At 69.0% G+C, this 15,340-nt stretch carries 13 protein-coding genes and 1 pseudogene; 5 read left to right on the top strand and 9 right to left on the bottom strand.

What is annotated here, in order from left to right:
* Positions 1–1,235 (bottom strand): DNA polymerase III subunit gamma and tau (locus AC1DU4_RS22765; RefSeq protein WP_477843712.1); only part of this gene is annotated, 1,235 nt, incomplete at its 3' end.
* A 216-nt stretch (positions 1,236–1,451) separates the two neighbouring features.
* Here AC1DU4_RS22765 and AC1DU4_RS22760 point away from each other — a divergent pair.
* Both AC1DU4_RS22760 and AC1DU4_RS22755 read left to right on the top strand, forming a co-directional pair.
* Positions 1,452–2,777 carry an ammonium transporter gene (locus tag AC1DU4_RS22760; RefSeq protein WP_477843710.1) on the top strand — a complete coding sequence of 442 codons (1,326 nt, stop codon included), beginning with the start codon at positions 1,452–1,454 and terminating at the stop codon, positions 2,775–2,777.
* A 98-nt stretch (positions 2,778–2,875) separates the two neighbouring features.
* Positions 2,876–4,630: an alpha/beta hydrolase gene (locus tag AC1DU4_RS22755; protein ID WP_477843708.1), complete on the top strand. Its 1,755-nt coding sequence runs from the start codon at positions 2,876–2,878 to the stop codon at positions 4,628–4,630.
* Between the two features lie 107 nt (positions 4,631–4,737).
* Here the strand turns inward: AC1DU4_RS22755 and AC1DU4_RS22750 are convergent.
* Positions 4,738–5,629: pseudogene (locus AC1DU4_RS22750) on the bottom strand (IS5 family transposase).
* 47 nt (positions 5,630–5,676) lie between these two features.
* Positions 5,677–6,261 carry an HhH-GPD-type base excision DNA repair protein gene (locus AC1DU4_RS22745; RefSeq protein ID WP_477843706.1) on the bottom strand — a complete coding sequence of 195 codons (585 nt, stop codon included), beginning with the start codon at positions 6,259–6,261 and terminating at the stop codon, positions 5,677–5,679.
* 91 nt (positions 6,262–6,352) lie between these two features.
* Here AC1DU4_RS22745 and AC1DU4_RS22740 point away from each other — a divergent pair, with 91 nt between their 5' ends.
* The gene (locus AC1DU4_RS22740; protein WP_477843704.1) at positions 6,353–7,003 is read left to right on the top strand and encodes a DUF5701 family protein; all 651 of its coding nucleotides are present in this window, start codon (positions 6,353–6,355) and stop codon (positions 7,001–7,003) included.
* Between the two features lie 15 nt (positions 7,004–7,018).
* Here the strand turns inward: AC1DU4_RS22740 and AC1DU4_RS22735 are convergent, their stop codons facing one another.
* Both AC1DU4_RS22735 and AC1DU4_RS22730 read right to left on the bottom strand, forming a co-directional pair.
* Positions 7,019–8,140 carry an alpha/beta hydrolase gene (locus AC1DU4_RS22735; RefSeq protein WP_477843702.1) on the bottom strand — a complete coding sequence of 374 codons (1,122 nt, stop codon included), beginning with the start codon at positions 8,138–8,140 and terminating at the stop codon, positions 7,019–7,021.
* 68 nt (positions 8,141–8,208) lie between these two features.
* Positions 8,209–8,826 (bottom strand): TetR/AcrR family transcriptional regulator, encoded by a 618-nt coding sequence (locus AC1DU4_RS22730; protein ID WP_477843700.1) that lies wholly within the window; start codon positions 8,824–8,826, stop codon positions 8,209–8,211.
* A 145-nt stretch (positions 8,827–8,971) separates the two neighbouring features.
* Between AC1DU4_RS22730 and AC1DU4_RS22725 the strand changes: the two genes are divergently transcribed.
* Positions 8,972–9,538: a VOC family protein gene (locus tag AC1DU4_RS22725; RefSeq protein WP_477843698.1), complete on the top strand. Its 567-nt coding sequence runs from the start codon at positions 8,972–8,974 to the stop codon at positions 9,536–9,538.
* An 18-nt stretch (positions 9,539–9,556) separates the two neighbouring features.
* Positions 9,557–10,951, top strand: a complete 1,395-nt coding sequence (leuC, locus tag AC1DU4_RS22720) for a 3-isopropylmalate dehydratase large subunit (RefSeq protein WP_477843696.1) — start codon at positions 9,557–9,559, stop codon at positions 10,949–10,951.
* On the opposite strand, the gene AC1DU4_RS22715 is transcribed toward leuC, so the two are convergent.
* From AC1DU4_RS22715 to AC1DU4_RS22700, 4 genes are read right to left on the bottom strand one after another with little or no spacing between them, the layout of a single operon-like run.
* A complete protein-coding gene (locus tag AC1DU4_RS22715) occupies positions 10,884–11,816 on the bottom strand; it encodes a ketopantoate reductase family protein (RefSeq protein WP_477843714.1) in 933 nt (310 codons plus the stop codon). The two genes, leuC and AC1DU4_RS22715, sit on opposite strands and share 68 nt — an antisense overlap.
* Positions 11,817–11,824: 8 nt before the next feature.
* Positions 11,825–12,991, bottom strand: a complete 1,167-nt coding sequence (locus tag AC1DU4_RS22710; RefSeq protein WP_477843694.1) for an enolase C-terminal domain-like protein — start codon at positions 12,989–12,991, stop codon at positions 11,825–11,827.
* 19 nt (positions 12,992–13,010) lie between these two features.
* The gene (locus AC1DU4_RS22705; RefSeq protein WP_477843692.1) at positions 13,011–13,736 is read right to left on the bottom strand and encodes a GntR family transcriptional regulator; all 726 of its coding nucleotides are present in this window, start codon (positions 13,734–13,736) and stop codon (positions 13,011–13,013) included.
* A gap of 30 nt (positions 13,737–13,766) precedes the next feature.
* A complete protein-coding gene (locus AC1DU4_RS22700; protein ID WP_477843690.1) occupies positions 13,767–15,290 on the bottom strand; it encodes an AMP-binding protein in 1,524 nt (507 codons plus the stop codon).
* Positions 15,291–15,340: the final 50 nt, after the last annotated feature.

The raw sequence follows: 15,340 nt of genomic DNA, 5'->3' as shown, positions 1-15,340 counted from the left end.
GCCGGCGCGCTCGGCCGAGCGGCGGGCTCCGCGGCCGCGTGCGTCCGCGCCGCCGTCGCCTGCCCGGCCGCGGGCACGCTCACGCTGGGACTCCGCTCCAGCCGCTCCAGGCGTTGCAGCACGGCCGATTCCGCGTCGGACGCCGAGGGCAGCAGCATCCGCGCGCACATCACCTCGAGCAGCAGCCGGGGCGCCGTCGCGCCGCGCATCTCGCCGAGTCCGGCGTGCATCAGTTCCGCGTACCGGGCCAGCGTCGCGGGGCCGATCCGCTCGGCCTGCTCCCGCATCCGTTCGAGCACGTCGCCGGGCGCGTCGACCAGGCCCCGCTCGGCCGCGTCGGGCACCGCCCGCATCAGGATCAGGTCACGGATGCGCTCGAGCAAATCCACCGCGAACCGCCGCGGGTCGTGGCCGGCGTCCATCACCTTGTCGACCGTGCCGAACAGGGCCGCGCCGTCACCGGCGGCGAGCGCGTCGACGGCGTCGTCGATCAGGGCGACGTCGGTGACGCCGAGCAGCGACAGCGCCCGCGCGTACGTGACGCCCTCGCTGCCCGCGCCGGCGAGCAGCTGGTCCAGCACGCTCAACGAGTCACGCGGCGAGCCTCCGCCCGCCCGGATCACCAGCGGGTACACGGCGGGGTCGACCGCGACATGCTCCTGCGCGCAGATCTTCTCGAGCAGCCCGCGCATGGTGGTCGGCGCAAGCAGCCGGAACGGGTAGTGGTGGGTGCGCGACCGGATGGTCGGCAGCACCTTCTCCGGTTCGGTGGTGGCGAAGACGAAGATGAGGTGCTCCGGCGGCTCCTCCACGATCTTGAGCAGGGCGTTGAAGCCCTGCGTGGTGACCATGTGCGCCTCGTCGACGATGAAGATGCGGTAGCGCGACTCCGCGGGCGCGTAGAAGGCCCGGTCACGCAGCTCGCGGGTGTCGTCGACGCCGCCGTGGCTGGCCGCGTCGAGCTCGATCACGTCCAGGTTGCCGGGACCGCCGGGCGCCAGCGCGACACAGGAGTGACACACCCCGCACGGTGTGGAGGTGGGTCCCTCCACACAGTTCAGCGAGCGCGCCAGGATCCGGGCCGAGGACGTCTTGCCACAGCCGCGCGGACCCGAGAACAGGTAGGCGTGATTGATGCGGCCGGCGTCCAGGGCGGTGCTCAGGGGTTCGGTGACGTGCTCCTGCCCCACCACTTCAGCGAAGGTCGCCGGTCGATACTTCCGGTAGAGGGCCACGCGGTGAGGGTACCGGCGATCCCCGACATCGCGCCCACGGACCACTGCGACCCGCTCGCGTCCCGCGACCACGGCGCCACGTGTCACCGCCCGACCTCGCACGACCTGTGCAAAATCCGAAACACAGCCGCAACACGACCGCCGCGCCGGTGAAACCGCAGCCCCGCATCGTCAGTTACAGATGCGGCAACATCCCGCACCGACAGGAGGACTGACGTGCAGACAATCGACGCCGGCGACACCGCCTGGTTGCTCGTGAGCACCGCGCTGGTACTGCTCATGACGCCCGGACTGGCCCTGTTCTACGGTGGCATGGTGCGGTCGAAGGGCGTGCTCAACATGATCATGATGAGCTTCGTCGCCATCGCCCTGGTCACCGTCGTCTGGCTGCTGGTGGGGTACAGCCTGGCCTTCGGCGACGACATCGGCGGCGGCCTGCTCGGTGGGCTCGAGCACTTCGGGATGGCGGGCATCGACCCGACCACCCTGCACGGCACCGTGCCGGAGTTCCTGTTCGCCACCTTCCAGCTCACCTTCGCGATCCTCACCGCCGCGCTGATCAGCGGCGCGATCGCCGACCGCGCCAAGTTCTCCTCGTGGATGGTGTTCGTGCCGGTCTGGGCGCTGGCCGTGTACGTCCCCGTCGCGCACTGGGTGTGGGGTCCGGACGGCTGGATCGCCCGCCTCGGCGCCCTCGACTACGCCGGCGGCCTCGTCGTGGAGATCGTCTCCGGCGCGTCCGGCCTGGCGTTGGCGCTGGTCCTGGGCCCGCGCATCGGATTCCGCAGCGAGCCGATGCGCCCGCACAACCTGCCGTTGGTGCTGCTCGGGGTGGGCCTGCTGTGGTTCGGCTGGTTCGGTTTCAACGCCGGTTCCGCGCTGTCCGCGAACGGCACCGCGGCCGCCGTCTTCCTCAACACGCTGGTCGCCGGCTGCACGGGCATGCTCGGGTGGCTGGTGGTCGAGCAGCGCCGCGACGGCCACCCCACCACCTTCGGCGCCGCGTCCGGCGTGGTCGCGGGCCTGGTCGCCATCACCCCGTCCTGCGGCTGGGTGACGGTCGGCGGCGCCGCGGTGATCGGCGTGGTCGCGGGCGGCGTCTGCTCGTTCGCGGTCGGCTGGAAGTTCAAGTTCGGCTACGACGACTCGCTCGACGTGGTCGGTGTGCACCTGGTCGGCGGGATCGTCGGCACCCTGCTGATCGGCCTGCTCGCCGCGAAGGTGATGACCGGCGGCGTGTCCGGGCTGCTGTTCGGCGGCGGGCTGGCCCAGCTCGGCAAGCAGGTCGCCGCGGTCCTGGTGGTCGGCCTCTACGCGTTCGGCATGAGCTACGGCCTCGGCAAGCTGATCGACCGGTACCTCGGGTTCCGGGTCAGCGCCGAGGACGAGATCACCGGCGTCGACCTGGCGCTGCACGCCGAGTCCGCGTACGAGCACGCGGTGCTCGCGCACGGCGGGCCGACCGGCCCCGGCCTGTTCCCGCCGCGCGACGAGGAGCACCGCCGCCGGGCCGCCGAGGAGGACGACGACCCGGTGCACTGACCGGCCGAGGGATCCGCCGCCCGCACCGCAACAGGTCCGCTACTATCCCGGGGTCCGGGCACCGGACGGAAGATTCCTCGTCCCATCAGGAAGCACCGATGTCCGCGACCGCAGATCCCCAGGCGACGACGTCGCCGTCCGACAACACAGCTGACACCACGACACCGACCGGCGACGCGGGGACCGCGTCGCCGGTCGACGCCGGTGACCGACTGCGCCGCTACGGCCGCTCGCTGCACCCCGTCGGCCTGACGCTGGCCCTGCTGTTCTTCTGCTGGTCGATGACGCCGTCGCTGCTGCCACGCACCTGGTACCTGCAGGCCGTGGCGACCGGCATCAGCGTCGCGACCGGGTACGGAATCGGTTGCCTCGCAGCGTGGCTGGTCCGCAAGTGCGGCGTCACCGCGCGGTACTCGGAGCGGACCCGGCGGATCGGCTGGTGGACCCTGCTGGGCCTGGCCGTGGTCGCCGTGCCGACCTTCCTCGTCCTCGGCTCCTGGTGGCAGCAGATCGTCCGCGAGCTCGCCCAGGCGGAGCCCGCGAGCCGCTCGTACTACCTTCTGGTGCTGGCACTCTCGCTGACCGTCGCGGTCACGCTCCTCGCGATCGCGCGGGCGATCCGCGGCGGCACCAACCGGCTGACCGCGCTCGGGCTGCGCTACGTGCCCGCCCCCGTCGCGCGGCTGGCGAGCCTGGTCGTGGTGCTGGTCGTGGGCGTGCTGGTGGTCAACGGCGTTGTCTACCAAGGCGTCATCGGCCTGGCGAACCGGTCCGCGGCGGCCGCGGACCAGAGCACCGCGCCCGGCGTCGCGGAGCCGACCGCAGCCGAGCGGTCCGGCTCCCCCGCCTCCGCCGAACCCTGGGACAGCCTAGGGCGGGAGGGTCGCACGTTCGTCGCCGGCGGCCCCACCCCCGAGCAGATCTCCGCCGTCACCGGCCGTCCGGCGCCCATGCCGATCCGGGTCTACGCGGGCCGTGAGTCCGCCGATTCCGTTGAGGGCGTGGCGGATCGGGTGGTCGCCGAACTCGAGCGCACCGGCGCCTTCGACCGCAGCGTCCTCGCCGTCGCCACCACCACCGGCCGCGGCTGGGTCAACGCGCGGGTCGCGTCGTCGCTCGAGTACGTCGCCGGTGGCGACTCGGCGATCGCGTCGATGCAGTACTCGTTCCTGCCCAGCGCGCTGTCGTTCGTCGCGGACCGGAAGACCCCGCCGGAGGCGGGCCGGGCGCTGTTCGAGGCCGTCTCGGCGGCGGTGGACGCCCGTCCCGCGGAGTCCCGGCCCAAGCTGGTGGTGTTCGGCGAGAGCCTGGGCTCGTTCGGCGGGCAGGGCGCCTTCAGCGGGGCCCAGGACATGCTGTCCCGCACGGACGGCGCGCTGTGGGTCGGCACCCCGAACTTCGCGCCGCAGTGGGCGCAGATCACCGCGGACCGCGATCCCGGCTCACCCGAACGTCTTCCGGTCGTCGACGGCGGCGCGAACGTCCGGTTCGCCGGGTCCGCCGCGGACCTCGACCTCCCCGCACCGTGGGGCACCCCGCGGATCGTCTACTGGCAGCACTCCAGCGACCCGATCACCTGGTGGTCCTTCGACCTGCTGCTGCACAAGCCGGACTGGCTCCGCGAACCGCTGGGCCCGGACGTCGACCCCGGCATGCGCTGGATCCCGTTCGTCACGTTCTGGCAGGTCACCATGGACATGGTGTTCTCCGCCGACGTGCCGGAGGGCCACGGCCACACCTTCGGCCGGGACGCGGTGAACATGTGGGCCGGCATCCTCGACCCCGCCGACTGGACCGCCGCCCAGACCGAGCAGGTGCGCGCCGTCGTCGGCGGCGACCAGACGGAGGAGTAGCCGTCCCGGCCCGGCCGGCACACACCTTCTCGCGCCGTCACACACCCGTTTCGCGTACAGCTGGTGTGTGACGGAGACAAAGGGTATGTGCGGCTAGAGCGTGTCTCCTAACCCGCGAGGTGTTTGACCCAGGTGCACACCGCTGACAGGAGCACCCCAGCGCGGTAGGTGAGAGCCAATTTGTCGTAGCGGGTGGCGAGTCCGCGCCACTGCTTGATGGTGGCAAAGGCACGCTCGACGACGTTGCGCCCCTTGTACTTCTCGGCATCGAACCGAACTGGACGACCACCGCGACTGCCCCTTCGGAGTCGGTTGCGTTTCTGGTCGTCCGGTTCGGCGATCACCGCCTCGATGTCCCGTGCGCGCAGCAAGGCCCGGTTGGCTTTCGACGAGTAAGCCTTGTCTCCGAGCACCGCGTCCGGGCGGGTCCGGGGCCGTCCCGGGCCGATTCGGGGAACGGACAGTGCCTGCATCAACAGCGGAAAAACCGGCGAGTCGCCGGCCTGACCTGGCCCGATCAGCAGGGCCATGGGCCGGCCGTTGCCGTCGGAGAGTTGGTGGATCTTCGTGCCGAGGCCGCCGCGGGACCGCCCCAAGGCGTGGTCAGCGGGTTCGGTCCGCAGATTCCTGTAATTCGACAGTGCCCCCTGTGTCCCTCGGGAGGTTCGTCCCGTGCTGATGGGCACGGCAGATCGTCGAGTCCACCGACACGGTCCAGTCGACCAGGCAGTTCGCGTCGGCATGAGCGAGGAGTGCGGTCAGGATCGTGTCCCATGTTCCGTCACCGGCATAGCGGCGGTGTCGCTTCCAGATCGTCTGCCACGGACCGAATTCCACAGGCACGTCACGCCACGCGATGCCGGCACGGTACCTGTAGACGATCCCCTCGACGACCTTGCGATTGTTGCGGAACGGGCGACCGCTTCGGCCCTCCGAGGAGGGCAACATCGGCTCGATCAACGACCACTGGGTGTCGGACAAATACTCGGTACGTGACACGACGCCCAGTGTCGCTGATGCGATTACCTCCGATTAGGAGACACGCTCTAGGTGGCCTTGGCTGCCTTCGCCGCAGCCTTCGCGGCCTTCTTGAACTCGCGCACCTCGGCGAGCGTCTGGTCGTCGACCACGTCCGCGATCGACCGGCGCGCGCCGTCGTCGCCGTACGCGCCCGCGGCCTCGCGCCAGCCGTCGAGTTCGACGCCGATCTGCTTGCCGAGCAGCGCCAGGAAGATCCGCGCCTTCTGGTCGCCGTAGCCGGGCAGCGCCTTGAGCCGCCGGAGCACCTCCTTGCCGTCCGGGGCGCCGTCCGTCCAGATCGCCTCGGTACGGCCGTCGTAGTGCTCGACCAGGTAGGCGCACAGGTCCTGGACCCGCTTGCCCATCGACCCGGGGAACCGGTGCACCGTGGGTGGGGTGGCGCACAGGGCGAGGAACTTCTCGGGGTCCATCTCCGCGATCTTGTGGACGTCGAGGCCGTCGAGTCGGTCGTCGAGCTTCTTCGGCCCGGCGAAGGCGACCTCCATCGGAATCTGCTGGTCGAGCAGCATTCCGATCAGCAGGGCCAGTGGGTCGGCGGCGAGCAGCGCGTCCGCGTCCGCGTCGCCGGCGAGGTGCAGCGTGAGTGCCATGCCGACGATCCTGCCACCTGCCGCGCCGCCCGGGGAACAATGCGCGGACCCCGCACGTTGGTTCGGTACACCGTACGGAAATGGAGTGCCGATGACGCCGACAGCTGTGGAGACCGAATTCGACCGCCAGGTGGGGGTGCTCACCGAACTGGGCTACCCGGCGCTGACCGGGCTCAGCGCCCCGAGGTTCGCGGACGCCCTCGAACCGCTGCGCGGCGTCGTCCTGGCAGATCCGGAGTGCTCGGCGGACCACGGCGAGGACCACGTCCCGTTCGTCCTGGTGGTCTCGCGCACCGCGCAGGGCGGGTCGCTCGACGCCCACGAGGCGATGGCCCAGACCGTGCTCGGCGGCAGGCCGGGGTTCTCGGTCCTCGAGCCGGCCGAGCTCTCCCGGTTCCGCCCGGTCGAGACCGTGACGATCCCGGACGGCGTCGCCTACCTGCTGGTGAACGTCGACACCGGGTCGGAATTCCTCAATGTCGCGCCGGCGGCCGCCCTCGAGTCACTGACCGCGATGGGCCGGACCCCCCTCACCGTCGAGGAGGGCATCGCCCTGCTCACCGCGCGCCCGGACATGCTGCGCAAGAACAAGTGCTTCTCGCTCCTGGCGTCGCGGTGCGGGGACAAGCGGGTGCCCGCGCTGTGGATCAGCGAGCGTCGACCGAAGCTCGGCTGGTGCTGGAACGGCAACCCGCACACGTGGCTGGGGTCGGCACACGCCGGCGAGCGCATCGGCGTGTGACGGTCGGGGCGTCGGCTACTTCGACACTCCGAAACGCTTCTCGATCCAGGCCGCGGTCATGTCGGCGAGCTCGTCACGCGCGCCCGGCGTGAGGAAGTAATGATCTGCGACGAGCTCCTGCGACTCCTTGTCCCCCGATCCGATCAGGTCGTGGATCGCCGCGGCGTCGCTCGGGAACACACCGGTATCGGCCATGGCGTTCACCACGAGCGCGGGAACGGTGATGTTGGGGAGGTGCGCACGCGCCCGAGTCTGGGAGTCCTCGAGGCTCCACAGCGACAGCCACGTTCGCAGTGTGCACGCCGAGGCGATGCCGAACACCGAGCGGTTGGCCCGCTCCGGAACACCGGCGTAGCAGAGGTTCGGTTCGCGTTCGGTGGGCTCGATGGTGGGATCGACCATTCGCGGGTCTGCCCAGGTTCGGGCGACAGAGAAGGGCCGGTCGTGGTATCCGGCGGCAGTGAGGCGCTCGAGCTCGCCCTTCACCCACCGGGTGATGCGGTGGTTGCGGGCGACCTGCGCGGCCCGGTAGCGCTCGACGAACTCAGCACTGTATGCCGGCCCGTTGTCCGGATTGAACAAGTCGAGGGAGGCATCGGTCGCCAACGGGTCGTTCTCGTCGGTGACCGAACCGTCCATCCACGCAGTGAGCACCTCGGGCCGCCCCAGGTGGGCAGCACTCGAGATGTAGCCATCACCGGCCGGCAAGTCCTCGACACCGGACGCCAAGCGCATTCCGGGCAGCGGGGTCATCTTCGGTGCCACCGCCTGTGACTGGTAGGCGGCCATGAGCGAACCGCCTCCGGAATTGCCGAGCAGTACGACGTTCTCCACGCCGGCCTGCTCGCGGAGCCAGCGGACGCCCACCCCGATGTCGCTGAGTGCGTAGTCGAGGATGAAATGCGCCTCGTCGCCACGGAACCGTGTGTTCCAGCCGAGGAAGCCAATCCCCCGTTCCGCCAAGTAATCCGCCATGTAGTGCTCGGAGAAGTCGATCTGGTAATGCGCCGCGATCACCGCAGTCTTCGGGCGTGTGCCCGCCAGGTGGTGGTACAGACCCTGGCACGGGTGTCCGCCGGCGCCGAAGCGGGGCAGACCAAGGCTCGGCAGTCCGACAAACGTACGTTCGATAGCCACTGTGACTCCTTGTTTATAAATCTGAGTTCAGATTTAGTATCACAGGGGTCGAGTGACTGTCCATACCCTCACGGCCGCCAGTACACGGCGCGGTACCAGATCTCCGTCAGTGTCGCGACGCACGCCTCGTCGTCGACGTCGGCCGCGCGCCCGTTCGCGAGCTTCTCGTAGCTGAACATGTTCATCATCCCGACGATCGCCGTGGCAGTGAGGTGGGGATCGACGCCCGGGCAGTAACCCCGCTCCTGCGCGCGAGTGACCTCCTCCGCGATTCCGGCAATGGCCTCGGCACACAGTTCGTCCCAGACCTGAGCAAAATCGTCGTTGACCATGGCGAGCTGGAAGACGCCCACCATCTCCGCGAGCCACTCCCGGTAGGTCTCCCAGTGCGCCCGAGCGGACGCAGCCACACGCTCCCGCGGTTCGCGACCGGCCACCTGACGGCCGGCTTGTGCACGCGCGCGCGCCTCGTCCTGGAATCGACGGGCCCAGCGCTCGAGCAACGCCTCCTTGGAGTCGTAATAGTTGTAGAACGAAGCCGGGGACCTCCCCGCCTCGGCGAGAATGTCGGCCACCCTCATCTTCAGGAAGCCCTTCTCCGCGATCACCTTTCGCGCAGCGGCATCGATCGCTTCCAGCGTCTCTCGACCCCGCCGTGTCGGTCGACCCTTCGCCGGATCAGCCATGTGCGCACCCTTCCATTGCAATCTTCAGATCATCTGCCGCCTTTTCTACCCGACATCCTCCAATCCGCCCCCCTCGCCGGGTTTCGACCGTTGATCAGATATGAATCTGATGTTAGAATCATATTCTACCCCGAAAGGAAGTCCTATGAGCACACCCAACTTCGAGATCCGCGGCTTCAACCATGTCGCGCTCGTCTGCTCGGACATGGCACGCACCGTGGACTTCTACAGCAACGTCCTCGGCCTCACCCTGGTGAAGACCGTCGACCTCCCCGACGGCATCGGACAGCACTTTTTCTTCGACGCCGGCAACGGCAACTCCCTCGCATTCTTCTGGTTCGCCGAGGCGCCCGACGGCGTGCCCGGCATCTCGGCCCCTGTCGAGAAGCCGGGTTTCGGTGAATGGACCAGCGCTGTCAGCTCGCTCAATCACATCGCCTTCGACGTCCCTCCGGAGAAGTTTCAGGACTACCGCCAAAGGCTCAAGGAGGCTGGCGTACGGGTCGGCCCGATCGTGAACCACGACGACAGTCCGTCCCAGATAGCGACCGGGATGCACGATGGCGTATACGTCCGCTCGTTCTACTTCCAGGACCCCGACGGCATCCTGCTCGAGTTCGCCTGCTGGATGCGCGAATTCGGCCCGGAGGACGTCACCCACACGCCCCGGACCGCCGCGGACCGCCGCAGGCCCGTCGTCGTCACCGACTGACGACTGCGACGACGGCCCGTGGCACCGCGCACCCTGTTCGCCAAGCTCTGGGACGAGCACGTCGTCGTCCGTGGCAGCAGCGGCCCCGACCTGCTCTACGTCGACCTGCACCTGCTGCACGAGATGACCTCCCCCCAAGCCTTCGAAGGGCTCCGGGCGGCCGGCCGTCAGGTCCGCCGACCGGACCTGACGATGGCGACCGAGGACCACAACGTGCCGACCACCGGGCCCGGCTCACCCGTCTCCGATCCGCTGAGCCGGTTACAACTCGAGCTGGTCCGCCGCAACTGCGCGGCCTTCGGCGTGCCGCACAACCCGATGGGCTCGGTCGGCAACGGCATCGTCCACGTCATCGGGCCCGAGCAGGGCCTGACTCAGCCCGGTCTGACGATCGTGTGCGGCGACTCTCACACCTCCACCCACGGCGCCTTCGGGGCGCTGGCTTTCGGGATCGGAACGAGCCAGGTGGAGCATGTCCTTGCGACGCAGACGCTCTCGATGGAACGCCCGGAGGCGATGCAGGTGCGGATCGAGGGAGACCTCGCCCCGGGGGTGAGCGCCAAGGACCTCGCCCTGCACGTCGTACGCAGGCTCGGCCCCAACGGTGGCGCCGGGGCCGTCGTCGAGTACCGGGGCAGCACGGTCCGGTCGCTCGGCATGGAGCAGCGGATGACGCTGTGCAACATGACCATCGAATGCGGTGCACGCGGAGGCATGGTTGCGCCCGACGACGTGACCTTCGCCTACCTGCACGGCCGTCCCTACACACCGGTGGGAGCCCAGTGGGACAAGGCGCTGACGTACTGGCGGACCCTTCACACCGATGACGGCGCCCACTTCGACCGCACCAGATCGCTGTCTGCGGACGACGTCTCCCCGACCGTCACCTGGGGCACCATCCCCAGCCACTCGGTGGCCCTGGACGGCGTCGTCCCGTCCCCCGACGAGTACGCCAACCCTGATGAGCGCGAGGCTGCGGCGCGCGCCCTGGCATACATGGACCTCGAGCCGGGCACCCCTGTCCGCGACATCGCGGTGGACACGGTGTTCATCGGGTCGTGCACCAACGGCAGGCTCGAGGACCTGCGTGCCGCAGCCCAGGTGCTGATCGGCCGTACCGTGGCTCCCGGCATCCGGGCCCTCGTTGTACCCGGCTCGCAAGCCGTCGCGACCGCAGCCGAGGCCGAAGGGCTCGACCGGATCTTCACTCGTGCCGGGTTTCAGTGGCGCTCGGCCGGCTGCTCGATGTGCACCGCTATGAACCCGGACGCCCTGGGTCCCGGGCAACGTTCGGCGTCGACGACCAACCGCCAGGAGACCTCTGAGCCGGCCGCGCGGACCGGGATCAGGGGTTCGGGCGGCCCCCGAAACCGGCCTCGCGGGTCCGCACCAGCGCCGTCAGCGTCGCATTGACCGGAGCAAGGCGGCCCACCTTGGCGGCCTCCCGGGGAACGGCACCGTTGATCACCGCGATCTCGCCGACCCTCCCCGCCTCGTGATCGAGTAACGCCGACGGCTTCGCCGCGGGCATCTGGGCCCCGAAGTCGCGCACGAACGCGACCGGATCGTCCACGTCGACGGCAATTCCGCGGGCCTTGGCGATCTCCCACGCCTCAGTCGCGGCCGCCCGGCTCACCGGGCCCATTTCCTCGTGGTCGAGTACCTCCCCCACCGTGAGGCCGGTCAGTGCGCACGGGGCACTGTAGGCGACGTTGCAGATCAGCTTCTCCCACTGCATGGCAGCGATGTCGTCGACCGCCCGGGCGTCGAACCCGGCCGACCGCCAGGCCTCGGCGACCCGGTCGACAGTCGCGAACGCGAGATCGGCGTAGGCGCCGAAGCGCATCGCCCGCATCGCGTTGTGGTGCACCCGGCCGGGGGCGGCCAGTGACGCACCGAAACCGCTGGCGATGCCCACCGCGAGCCGGTCCGCCCCCACGTGCCGAGCGACCTCGTCGGCCGAGCCCAAACCGTTCTGGATCGTGAGCACCACGGTTTCGGCGCCGATCAGCCCGCCGAGAGTGGCTGCAGCGCTGGAGACATCGGCGGCCTTCACCGCCAACACGACGAGGTCGACAACCTCGTGTGGGGTCGTCGGGAAAGCACGGATCGACACCACCCGATCCCCGTCCGGACCCGAGATCTGCAGGCCCGCGGTTGCGATGGCATGGACGTGATCAGCCCAGGAGTCCACCACCAGCACGTCGTGGCCCGCGGCCGACAGCCGGCCTGCGTACACCGAGCCCATCGCGCCGCAACCCACCACAGCGATACGCAGTTGCACAGTCATGCCACCAACCCCGCAACCTTCTCCGCCAAGCCCATCTTCGCCTCCAGGCCGAACCCGGGGTGGTCGGCCGGCCGTATGAGACCGTCGGCCAGGGAACAGTCGGCGCTGTAACCGCCGAACGGCTGAAACACACCCGGATAGGCCTCACAGCCACCCAGACCCAGCCCGACGACGATGTGCAGATTCACCAGGTGCCCGCCGTGCGGCATAGCGGCGGTACGGTCGAAACCGTGCTGCTCCATGAGCGCGATCATCCGCGCGTACTCGGTCAGCCCGTAGCTCAGACCCGCATCCATCTGAAGGATGTCGCGGTCCGGCCGCAATCCACCGAAGCGCAGGAGATTGCCGACGTCCTGTGTGGAGAAGAGGTTCTCGCCGGTCGCGATCACGCCGTCGTACGCCTCGCTGAGTTCGCCGTACAGGGCAAAGTCGAGCGGATCGACCGCCTCCTCGTACCAGCGCAGGCCGTACGGCGCGAGCGCCTCGGCGTATTCCAGGGCCTGCCTGCGGTCGAAGCGGCCGTTCGCGTCGACCGCCAGGTGCTGTCCGCTCCCGGTGACCTCGATGGCAGCTTCGATCCGGCGCAGGTCCTCGTCGAGCGGCAGACCGCCGATCTTGATCTTGACGGCCGGGTATCCGACCGCGAGGTAGCCCGCGATCTCCGCGCGCAGCCGACCCAGGTCGTCGACGTCCTGGTAGTAGCCACCGGCGGCATACACCGGCACCCCCGCCGCCAGCGGCGTCCGCTCGTAGGCACGCGCAATCGTCTGGTACGCCGGTTCGTCGTGGTACTTGGCGAGCAGATCCCAGAGGGCCAGCTCGATCGCACTCGCCGCCGCCGCGCGGTCGCCGTGGCCGCCGGGCTTCTCGTCGGTGAGCGCGCACCGCAGAACCCGGGCGGGATCCAGCAGCCCGGTGATGGGCGACAGGAGCGTGTCCGGGTCCGCGTCGAGCACCCGCGGGATCATCCGCTCGCGCAGGATGCCGCCCTGGGAGTGCCGTCCGATCGAGTTGAAGGCGACACCCACCAACGGCCGCCCGTTGCGCACGGTGTCGGTGAAAACGGCAACAAGGGAGACCTTGTGCCGGTCGAAGCTGACGACCGCGTTCGAGATGGCCCCGACCAGCGGTACATCGATTTCGCGGATCTCGGTGATCCTCACTTTTCCTCCATGACTTTTCTCAACGCTGCCTCTGCATCGGCACGTTGAAATCGAAGCGATCGCCCGGGTGGATCGACACGGTCACCTGGGCCACCGCTCCCGAACTCTCGACATATCTGCGGGTGATTTCGAGACACGGCGAACCGGCCTCGGCATGCAACTGTGCGGCGAGATCCTTCGGCAGGGCACACGCGCGAATGCGCTGCTCGACACGATCGGTCAGCCGCCCGGTACACCGCTCGACGATCTCGTTGATCAGACCGTCCGGACGCTCGAGGCGGTCACCGACGATCGCGGCGACCTCTGGGTCGAGGTACACGTCGGTGTGGCACACCGGGAGTTCCTCACCCAACTCGCCGAGTCGCAGCATGCGGATCTGGGTCCACGATTCGCCGGCGTGGCCGCCGATCCGGTCAGCGAGGGCCTGGTCGGCGACCACCTCGTCCCGGGACAACACCAGCCGCCGGGTCTCGACGGAGTACTGCACCAGGTCGTTCATGTTCGTAACGGTGCGCGTATATCCACTGGTGGGCTGCGCCGACTCCACACGCGTCCCGATCTTGCGCCGCCGCGACACCATGCCCAGACGCTCCAGGGAATCCAACGCCGAGCGGACCGTGGCTCGTGACACCGCGTAGCTGTCGGCGAGATTCATTTCGGTCGGCAACTTCGATCCCACCGGGTAGGACCCGTCCTCGATCCGCTGGGACAGTGACCGCGCCACCTCCTCATACCGAGCAACCACAGTCGTCCCCCTCCATCCCTCCGAGAACACTCATGCGATCCCTCGCCCGCGCCCCTCCCAGAATGGCCTGCGCAGCTCACGCTTGAGGAGCTTGCCGCTGGGGTTGCGCGGAAGTTCCTGCACCACGTCGACCGAGGTCGGACACTTGTAGTGCGCCAGACGCTCCCGGCAGTAGGCGATCAACTCGTCCACATCCATGTCGTCGCCGGCCTGCACCACCACAGCCTTGACAGTCTCGCCCCAGCGCTGGTGCGGTACGCCGATGACGGCGGCGTCGCGCACGCCGGGATGGGACATGAGCACATTCTCCACTTCCACCGGATACACGTTCTCACCACCGGTGATGATCATGTCCTTGACCCGGTCGCAGAGGAACAGATAGCCGTCCTCGTCGAGGTAGCCCGCGTCGCCGGTCCGGAACCAGCCGTCGGGGCGCAGCACCGCGGCCAGTTCGTCCGGCTGGTTGCGGTAGCCCTTCAGGAGCATCTCACTGCGCGTCCAGACCTCACCGGTGGTCCGCACCGGAGCGCGTTCCCCGGTGACGGGGTCGAAGACGCCCATCTCGACTCCGGACACAGGCCGGCCGGCCGAGGCGAGCCGCTCACCTCCGCTGCGATGATCGTCGGCGTCGAGAGTGGTGATCGGCCCGCAGGTTTCGGTCATGCCGTAGCCCTGCATCAGGTCGCAATCGAAGATGTCCCGTGCGACCTCTGCGATGGTGGGCGACATCGGCGACCCTCCGTAGATCAGGGTGCGCAGCTCCTTGTACGTCGACTTCCGGGCGTCCTCGTGCCCGACCAACATCTGCACCACCGCCGGCACGGTCAGGGCGTGGTTGACCCGCCCACCGGCGAGGACACGCAACACCAGCTCCGGGCGGACCTCCAGGACGTGGTGCGAGCCGGCGCCCAGCCCCAAACAGTAGAAGGTCCATCCTGTTCCGGAGATGTGGAAGTTCGGAGCCGGCACCATCACGACGTCCCCGGGGTGGATCTGCCACGGCGGATCGGAGGCGAGGTTGGCAGCTATGGCCCGGTTGGACAACTGCACGCCCTTCGGACGGCCGGACGTTCCCGAGGTGTAGACCACCAGCGCAATGTCCTCCGGGTCTGCTTGCGGCTCTACGGGATCCGCCGACCACTGCGCCAGCCACCGTTCGAAGTCCCGGGGCTCCGCGCCCGGGACGAGGAGCCGGGCACGGCCGTCCTCGGGCACCGGGTGCCCCATCAGCGGCATGAATTCAGCCTCGACCACGATCGCATCCAGGCCCGCGTCCACGACGATCTCTTGCATTTCCCGGTAGCTCAACCGCCAATTGAGCGGCACCGCAAGGGCTCTCATCAGCGAGGCCGCGGCCAGCACCTCGCCCCAGGCCACGGCGTTCCTGCCGGCGAATCCGACACCGAGCCCTCCGATGCTGTCTGGCCGCAGACCCGCGAAACCGGTGGCGAGCCTGCTACTGCGCCGGTACCACTCGGCGAAGGTGCGCTCGACCACGCCCTCGACGGCGATGCCGGGTGAGTCCGGCCGTTCCTGCGCCCAATACTGAAGCATCCGTCCGATCGAACGGTGGTGGTTGTGCATGTTCACTCAGTCCTCTCGTA

The sequence above is a fragment of the Rhodococcus sp. P4_F5 genome (genome assembly GCF_056401315.1).
Note: the sequence above shows the minus strand (reverse complement) of the source record. Positions and strands in the feature narration are given on the sequence as shown.

Coding starts and splice junctions, on each gene's coding strand:
- AC1DU4_RS22755 (WP_477843708.1), top strand. CDS start 2,876: ATGTCCGCGACCGCAGATCCCCAGGCGACGACGTCGCCGTCCGACAAC.
- AC1DU4_RS22745 (WP_477843706.1), bottom strand. CDS start 6,261: ATGGCACTCACGCTGCACCTCGCCGGCGACGCGGACGCGGACGCGCTG.
- AC1DU4_RS22740 (WP_477843704.1), top strand. CDS start 6,353: ATGACGCCGACAGCTGTGGAGACCGAATTCGACCGCCAGGTGGGGGTG.
- AC1DU4_RS22730 (WP_477843700.1), bottom strand. CDS start 8,826: ATGGCTGATCCGGCGAAGGGTCGACCGACACGGCGGGGTCGAGAGACG.
- AC1DU4_RS22725 (WP_477843698.1), top strand. CDS start 8,972: ATGAGCACACCCAACTTCGAGATCCGCGGCTTCAACCATGTCGCGCTC.
- AC1DU4_RS22700 (WP_477843690.1), bottom strand. CDS start 15,290: ATGCTTCAGTATTGGGCGCAGGAACGGCCGGACTCACCCGGCATCGCC.